Origin of the sequence: Nocardiopsis chromatogenes YIM 90109 (assembly GCF_000341185.1) — a bacterium.
In the GTDB taxonomy this organism is placed as follows: Bacteria; Actinomycetota; Actinomycetes; order Streptosporangiales; family Streptosporangiaceae; genus Nocardiopsis_A; species Nocardiopsis_A chromatogenes.
Map to the genome: position 1 here is coordinate 1 of NZ_ANBH01000300.1, position 7308 is coordinate 7308.

The following is a 7308-nucleotide window of genomic DNA, read 5'->3' on the forward strand; positions in this document are numbered from 1 at the left end:
CGAGCTGCTCGTCGGCGTTGATGTAGCTGACGTCCAGGATGCGGGTGGCCGGGTGCAGGCCGTGGGCGCGCATCTCCTGGGTGTAGCTCTGCAGCTGGAGCATCTGGGCGACCTTCGGCTTGGCGACGAACGTCCCCTTGCCCTGGATGCGCAGCAGCCGCCCTTCGACCACCATCTCGGTCAGCGCCTGGCGCACCGTGGTGCGGGAGGTGCCGAACTGCGCGGCCAGCGCGCGCTCGGGCGGCACCGGATTGCCCGCGGGCATGGTCTCGATCAGCTCCAAGAGCTGCTTCTTGACCTGGTAGTACTTGGGGACCCGGGGATCATCCCGGACCGTTCGCTGACCCGTCACGTCCGTCTCCTCCACCCGCCGTCGCGGTGCGCCTGGCTCCACTGGTGTGGACCACTGGTCGAGTTCGTCCAACGAGTATGCCCGTACCCGTGGGATGATCTGTGTGTGCCTCACCTCAGCGACCTCATCCGACGCTATACGTCGCTCAAGACCGCCGACCTGGAGTGGCTGCACTCCCTGGTCTCGGACTGGCAGCTGCTGGCCGACCTGTCCTTCGCCGACCTCGTCCTCTGGGTCCGCCTGAGGGACGGCTCGGGCTGGGTGGCCGTCTCCCAGATGCGCCCCACCACCGGCCCCACCGCCTTCCAGGACGACCTGGTCGAGGCGGTGCTCCCGGACGAGGTCGGGGACGTGGCCGACGAGGGCGAGCGCATCCGGATGGCCTCCCGCCTGGCGCTGATCGACCGCGCCTGGGCCGAGGGGCGGATCTGCCGCGAGGGCGACCCCGACTGGTCGGGCGGGGTCCCGGTGCGCGAGGAGACCATCCCGGTGCGCCGCCAGGGCAAGCTCATCGGGGTGATCCAGCGCAGCACCAACCTCAGCTCCGCGCGCACCCCCAGCCGCCTGGAGCTGACCTACCTGCAGAGCGCCAGCGACCTGGCGCAGATGATCGCCGAGGGCGCCTTCCCCTTCAGCGACCAGGGGCCGCTCATGGTGCGCTCGCCGCGCGTCGGCGACGGCCTGCTCCGCCTCGACCGGGACGGCGAGGTCGTCTACGCCAGCCCCAACGCGCTGTCGGCCTACCGTCGCCTGGGGCTGACCGCCGACCTGGTGGGGGCCCGCCTGGCCCGCACCACCCTGGACCTGGCCGCCGCCGGGGACGCCCGGGACGAGTCGCTCACCTGGACCGCCGGGGGCCGGGTGCCGCAGGAGTCGGAGGTGGAGGCGCGCGGCTCCACCGTGCAGCTGCGCGCCATCCCGCTGATCACCGAGGGGGTGCGCATCGGCGCCCTGGTGATGGTGCGGGACGTGACCGAGCTGCGCCGCCGCGAGCGCGAGCTGATGACCAAGGACGCCACCATCCGGGAGATCCACCACCGGGTCAAGAACAACCTGCAGACGGTGGCGGCGCTGCTGCGCCTGCAGTCCCGCCGCCTGGACAGCACCGAGGGGCAGGCCGCCCTGGACGAGGCGGTGCGCAGGGTCGGCTCGATCGCGATCGTGCACGAGATGCTCTCGCACACCCCCGACGAGATCGTCGACTTCGACGACATCGCCGACCGGGTGATCGAGATGGCCGCCGAGGTCTCCTCGACCGAGGCGCAGGTGACCCCGCACCGGGTGGGCCACTTCGGGCTGCTGTCGGCGCTGGTGGCCACCCCGCTGTCGATGGTGCTGACCGAGCTGGTGCAGAACGCGGTGGAGCACGGGCTGGGATACGGTCCGGGCGCCATAGAGGTGCGGGTGCGGCGCGAGGACGCCCCGCCCGGGGCCGAGGAGGCCTCCGGCCGGGTGTTCATCGAGGTCACCGACGACGGCGGGGGGCTGCCCGCCGATTTCGACATCGCGGGCAGCAACAGCCTGGGGCTGCAGATCGTGCGCACCCTCGTGGTGGCCGAGCTCGGGGGCCACCTGGAGATCAAGCCGCGCGACGACGGGGGCACGGCCGTGGCGATCGAGCTGCCCGTCGACGCGGCCGTCGAACAGGTGCCCTGACCGGACCGGCCGCCCCGGCGACCGGCACCGCCGTGCCGGGTCCGAACAGGGCGGGGGCCGGGCCCGGGTCGGAAAACGGCACCCCCGGTGCGGCTTCGCGGGGGAGGGTGCCAGTATGGCCTCAGGACGCGGAGGGCGGCGGCCCGAGCGGCGCCCTGCGGCGGCCCTCGGACCGGGAGCCGGGCCCTGGCCGACGGCCGGGGCCGGACCGGGCGCGTCCCGGTGCACCCCGGTGGTGAAGGGGGGAGGCGGAGGGGACTAGACTCCGGCGCGGAGAGCGGGGCGGACCCGGCGGCGGCGGAGCGAGCGGCGCTCGTCCTCGCTCATCCCGCCCCAGACACCGCCGTCCTGGCCGGTCTCCAGCGCCCACTGCAGGCAGGCGCTCGACACCGGGCAGGCGGCGCACACCGACTTGGCCTCTTCGATCTGGATCAGCGCGGGGCCGGAGTCACCGATGGGGAAGAACAGTTCCGGATCTTCGTCACGGCAGGCGGCGTGGTGGCGCCAGTCCATGCGGATCAACTCCTCACAGCGAGGCGTGCGGGGGCGTGCGGCTCGTGAACGCGTTCACGAGATCGACGGAGAGGGCGCGGGGCACACCCTTGTCGCCCCGGTCCGGTAGGGCACGCACCCGACGGGACAGTGCTTCGGTACGATCCTCGGCCACGGGAAGGCGGTACTGCCCGTTCCGGTCGCGGAACCGTCCGTTTTACTCGCCCGTAACGTGCGGCGATATTGCGAGCCTGTCAGGGTTGAACCACCCGCGCAAGACCGCCCGAGGGGGATCGGCGCAGGCTGCGGTGTCGTGTGCGTCACAGAGGACCCGAGGGTGCCCTCACACGATGATTCGTAATGCCTTCGGTACGGAGTGGAGATCCATCCGATCCCGCGTGCCGAGATACTCCCCGTCGATCTGGAACGGGCGCGGGTGCTCCGAGGAGATCGTCAGCGACGGCACGTCGTGCCATGTGGTATAGCCGCGCCCGGCGGGCGGCACCCCCGACGGGGACAGCATCCGCCCCAGCAGCCGCGCCGTCGTCGCCGGGTTCAGCGTGCTCATCCCGAAGGCGTCCAGCCCCAGCCGGAACCGGGACCGCGGCGTCGGCTGCACCGGGACCGTCCCGGCGAACGTCCACGGGGTGGTGTTGGTGACCAGAGCGAAGTGCAGCCCCGAGACCGGCGCCCGCCCCGGCGCGCGCACTTGCAGCGACGGGTCGCGGGTCTCGCCGCGCAGGAACTTCTGCAGCGCCACTCCGGTGTACAGCGCGGGGGAGGCGCGCCGCCCCCGGCGGCGGCGCCGCTCGACCTCGTGGACGACGTCGGCGTCCCAGCCGAACCCGGCGCAGAAGGTGAAGTAGCGGTCGTCGCGCCCGGAGGAGATCCGCCCCAGCCCCACCTCGCGGGAGGAGCCCGACCGCAGCGCCTCCAGCACGGCGCCGGTGGCCTCGACCGGGTCGCCGGGCATGCCGAGCGCGCGGATGAAGACGTTGGCGCTGCCGCCGGGCAGCGCCGCGTAGCTCGGCCGCTCCAGCCCTTCGGGGGTGCGCAGCAGTCCGTTGACGACCTCGTTCACCGTGCCGTCCCCGCCGAGGCTGACCACCAGGTCGAAGCCCTCGCCGGCGGCGTCGCGGGCCATCTCCCCGGCGTGGCCGCGGTATTCGGTCTGGGCCACGTGCAGTTCCACGTGGCGGGCGATCGCGCCGACGATGACGTCCCGCGAGCGCGGCGTGGTGGTGGTCGCCTGCGGGTTGACGATGAAGAGCGCGCGCACGCCGAACAGTGTAGCGAGCCCTTGCGGCGCCGGGGCTCCCGGGCTCGCGGGGACCGCCCGGGGGCCGCGCCGGAGCCGCCCCGGGAAGGACCGCGCCGGGCGGCCGATAGTGTGGAACGTGTACAACCGCCCGGTCACCGTTCTGCTCGCCGCCGCCCTCCAGACGCTCGTCGCCCTGGTCGTGGCCTATGAGAGCGGCACCCTCGTCCACCGCACGGTCCTCGGCGACGTCGCCGACACCTCCTTCGCCCTGCCGCTGGCCGTCTTCGGGTTCGCCGTGGCCGGGGCGCTCGGGTATGTGGCCTGGGGCCTGGTGATGCTGCGCCCGTGGGCGCGCACGCCGGTGGTGCTCACCCAGATCTTCATGCTGGTCGTCGCCTACTCCATGTACGAGGCCGACCGGATGTCCGTCAGCGTGGGCATGGTCGCCGTCGCGGTCGCCGCGATCGGCCTGGTGCTGGCGCCCTCCACCACCGCGGTGCTCTTCCCCGAGGAGGCGGGCGGCCGCGGCGCCGAGAGCGGCGGCTGAGACGGCGCGCGCCCGCGCCGGGGGGCGAAACACGGATGGGCCCCGCGCCGCACGGCGCGGGGCCCATCAGCGTGCGTCCGGGGCCGGTCCCCTCACTCGTCGGTGGTCAGCGCCTGGCGGAGCTGGGCGAGCGTGCGGGCCAGCAGGCGGGACACGTGCATCTGCGAGATGCCCAGCTCCTGGGCGATCTGCGACTGGGTCATGTTGCCGAAGAAGCGCAGCAGCAGGATGCGCTTCTCCCGCGGCGGAAGCTGCTCCAGCAAAGGCTTGAGCGACTCGCGGTACTCCACGCCCTCCAGGGAGTCGTCCACGATGCCGAGCGAGTCGGCGACGGCTGGGGCGTCCTCGTCCCCGCTGTCGGGCGCGTCGAGGGAGACCGTGGAGTAGGCGTTGGCCGACTCCAGGCCCTCCAGCACCTCCTCCTCGCTCATCCCCAGGTGCTCGGCCAGCTCGTGCACGGTGGGCGCGCGGCCCTCCCGCTGCGACAGGTCGCTGACCGCCTTGGTCAGGGAGAGCTTGAGCTCCTGCAGGCGGCGCGGCACCCGCACCGCCCACCCCTTGTCGCGGAAGTGGCGCTTGATCTCGCCGACGATGGTCGGCGTCGCGTAGGTGGAGAACTCCACCCCGCGGTCCAGGTCGAACCGGTCGATCGACTTGATCAGACCGATCGTGGCGACCTGGGTCAGGTCGTCGAGCCACTCCCCGCGGTTGCGGAAGCGCCGGGCGAGGTACTCCACGAGCGGCAGGTGCAGCTCCACGAGCTCGTCGCGGATCCGCTGGCGCTCCGGGGAGTCCTCGGGAAGCTCGCTCAGGCGCTCGAACAACTCTCGTGCGCGGGCCCGGTCCGGCACCGCGTGCTCCGTCTTCGCCGTCAGAGCGGGCCCCCTCTCGCTCACGCCGTCTCCACCGCGCCGCGCCGTTTGTGCAGGACGATGGAGACGCGGTCGTCGGGCCCGGCCGCGGTGTCGACCTCCCCGGCCAGGGCGGAGAGCACCGTCCAGGCGAAGGTGTCGCGGGCCGGGAGCCGGCCGTCCGCGGTCAGCACCGAGACGCTGATCCGCATACCGTCGCCGGTGAGTTCGAATTCGCAGGTCAGATCGGTGCCGGGGAGGGCCTGGGCGAGCAGCATCGCGCAGGCCTCGTCGACCCCGATGCGGAGGTCCTCGATCTCGTCGAGGGTGAAGTCCAGGCGGGCCGCCAGGCCGGCCGTCGCGGTGCGCAGCACGGACAGGTAGGCGCTGTCGGCCGGCATCTTCACCGTGACGGCGTCGCGTACGTCCATGGCGCCCGACACGGGCGCGGCGGTTTCTTCGGTCACGTCCCTCCTCCGGGAAGCGAGTGTGCCGCTTGAGTGCAATCTATCGTGTTTCCCGCCGGGGTGGCGGCACGCGGCCGGGTCCGTGTCCGCCGGGCAGGCCGGTCGAAACGGGGCGAATCCGGACGGATCGGCAGTGGCGGGCGGGGCGGGACCCCGCACGCGGCACAGGACCCCGAGGCCGGACGCGCGTTCGTGCGGGGCCCAGATTCCTGGGCCCCTCCCGGCCCCGTCCCGCATGCCCCTCCGGCCCCGCGCGGCGCGGACCCTGGGCGTGTCCCCCGGACCCGGCTAGCCCCGACCGCCCAAGCGGTCCAGGGCCCCTCCGTCGAGCCGGAAGACGGTCCACTCGTCCATCGGCCGCGCGCCGAGGGACCGGTAGAACTCGATGGAGGGCGTGTTCCAGTCCAGCACCGACCATTCGAGTCGCCGGTAGCCGCGCTCGGCGCACACCCGGGCCAGCTCGGTCAGCAGGGCCTTGCCCAGGCCGCGGCCGCGCATCTCCGGGCGGACGTACAGGTCCTCCAGGTAGATGCCGTGGCGGCCCGTCCACGTGGAGAAGTTCAGGAACCACAGGGCGAACCCGACGGCCTCCCCGCCCTCCTCGGCGATGTGGGCGTGGGCGGCCGCGCCCTCGGAGAAGAGCGCGCGCTCGATGTCGGCCTCGGTCGCCTCGACGGCGTCCGGCTCACGCTCGTATTCGGCGAGCTCGCGGATCATCTTCAGGATCGCCGGGACGTCGTCCGGGCGCGCGGGGCGGATCATGGAACTCCTCGTCGCGGGAAGGGGGACCCACGCTACCTTCCGGCGCCCTCCCCGGTGACCGCGGCGCGGACGCCGCCGTACGCACGGGTACGGCGGCGCTCCCGCCGGGCCCACCGGGGAAGGGGGCTCCTCACAGGACCTTGGACAGGAACGCCTGGGTGCGCTCGTGCCGCGGTTCGGTGAGCACCTGCCCGGGCGTCCCGGACTCCACCACCACGCCGCCGTCCATGAAGACCAGGCTGTCGCCCACCTCCCGGGCGAAGCCCATCTCGTGCGTCACCACCACCATGGTCATGCCCTCGCGGGCCAGGTCCTTCATCACGTCCAGGACCTCGCCCACCAGCTCCGGGTCCAGGGCGCTGGTCGGCTCGTCGAACAGCATCAGCTCCGGCCGCATGGCCAGGGCGCGGGCGATCGCCACCCGCTGCTGCTGCCCGCCGGAGAGCTGGCGCGGGAAGGCGGCGGCCTTGTCGGCCAGACCCACCTTGTCCAGCAGCCCCATCGCCCTCTCGCGGGCGGCCGCGCGCGGCTCCCGCTTGACCCGCACCGGCGCCTCGACCACGTTGGCCAGCACCGACATGTGCGGGAACAGGTTGAAGGCCTGGAACACCATGCCGATGTCCCGGCGCTGCGCGGCCACCTGGGAATCGTGCAGCTCGTAGAGGCGGCCGCGGTGCTGCCGGTAGCCCATGAGGCGCCCGTTGACCCACAGCCGTCCGCCGTTGATCTTCTCCAGGTGGTTGATGCAGCGCAGGAAGGTGGACTTGCCCGACCCCGAGGGGCCGACCACGCACATCACCTCTCCGCGGCGCACCTCCAGGTCGATGCCGCGCAGCACCTCCAGGCGCCCGAAGCTCTTGTGCACGTTCTCGGCCAGGACCATCACGTCGTCGCCGGGGGCCTGCGGCAGGGGCCCCGCG

Annotated in this window: 9 protein-coding genes; 2 read left to right on the forward strand and 7 right to left on the reverse strand. The window is 73.0% G+C overall.

Going from position 1 to position 7308, the window contains the following annotated elements; translation table 11 throughout:
• A partial coding sequence (locus tag D476_RS0126770) for a GntR family transcriptional regulator (protein WP_026123890.1) occupies positions 1 to 352 on the reverse strand: 352 nt, incomplete at its 3' end.
• Between the two features lie 105 nt (positions 353 to 457).
• On the opposite strand from D476_RS0126770, the gene D476_RS0126775 reads away from it, so the two are divergent.
• On the forward strand, positions 458 to 2008 hold the full coding sequence (locus tag D476_RS0126775; RefSeq protein ID WP_017626975.1) for a sensor histidine kinase: 1551 nt from the start codon (positions 458 to 460) through the stop codon (positions 2006 to 2008).
• A 258-nt stretch (positions 2009 to 2266) separates the two neighbouring features.
• Here D476_RS0126775 and D476_RS0126780 read toward each other — a convergent pair whose 3' ends face one another.
• Both D476_RS0126780 and D476_RS0126785 read right to left on the reverse strand, forming a co-directional pair.
• Positions 2267 to 2521: a WhiB family transcriptional regulator gene (locus tag D476_RS0126780; protein WP_017626976.1), complete on the reverse strand. Its 255-nt coding sequence runs from the start codon at positions 2519 to 2521 to the stop codon at positions 2267 to 2269.
• A gap of 322 nt (positions 2522 to 2843) precedes the next feature.
• On the reverse strand, positions 2844 to 3779 hold the full coding sequence (locus D476_RS0126785; RefSeq protein WP_017626977.1) for a diacylglycerol/lipid kinase family protein: 936 nt from the start codon (positions 3777 to 3779) through the stop codon (positions 2844 to 2846).
• Between the two features lie 118 nt (positions 3780 to 3897).
• Between D476_RS0126785 and D476_RS0126790 the strand changes: the two genes are divergently transcribed.
• Entirely contained in the window at positions 3898 to 4308 is a 411-nt protein-coding gene (locus tag D476_RS0126790; protein WP_026123891.1) for a hypothetical protein, read from the forward strand.
• A 92-nt stretch (positions 4309 to 4400) separates the two neighbouring features.
• On the opposite strand, the gene D476_RS0126795 is transcribed toward D476_RS0126790, so the two are convergent.
• The 4 genes from D476_RS0126795 to D476_RS0126810 all read right to left on the reverse strand — a co-directional run bounded on the left by D476_RS0126795 (position 4401) and on the right by D476_RS0126810 (position 7298).
• Complete coding sequence (locus tag D476_RS0126795; protein WP_192826431.1) at positions 4401 to 5159, reverse strand: RNA polymerase sigma factor SigF; 759 nt, start codon at positions 5157 to 5159, stop codon at positions 4401 to 4403.
• Between the two features lie 41 nt (positions 5160 to 5200).
• Entirely contained in the window at positions 5201 to 5626 is a 426-nt protein-coding gene (locus D476_RS0126800; RefSeq protein WP_017626979.1) for an ATP-binding protein, read from the reverse strand.
• Positions 5627 to 5914: 288 nt separating this feature from the next.
• Positions 5915 to 6388 carry a GNAT family N-acetyltransferase gene (locus D476_RS0126805; protein WP_017626980.1) on the reverse strand — a complete coding sequence of 158 codons (474 nt, stop codon included), beginning with the start codon at positions 6386 to 6388 and terminating at the stop codon, positions 5915 to 5917.
• Positions 6389 to 6518: 130 nt separating this feature from the next.
• Complete coding sequence (locus tag D476_RS0126810) at positions 6519 to 7298, reverse strand: amino acid ABC transporter ATP-binding protein (protein WP_083939658.1); 780 nt, start codon at positions 7296 to 7298, stop codon at positions 6519 to 6521.
• Between the last annotated feature and the right edge of the window lie 10 nt (positions 7299 to 7308).

Excerpts from the sequence above, each read along its gene's own strand:
- D476_RS0126805 (WP_017626980.1), bottom strand. The coding sequence starts at position 6,388 with ATGATCCGCCCCGCGCGCCCGGACGACGTCCCGGCGATCCTGAAGATG.
- D476_RS0126780 (WP_017626976.1), bottom strand. The coding sequence starts at position 2,521 with ATGGACTGGCGCCACCACGCCGCCTGCCGTGACGAAGATCCGGAACTG.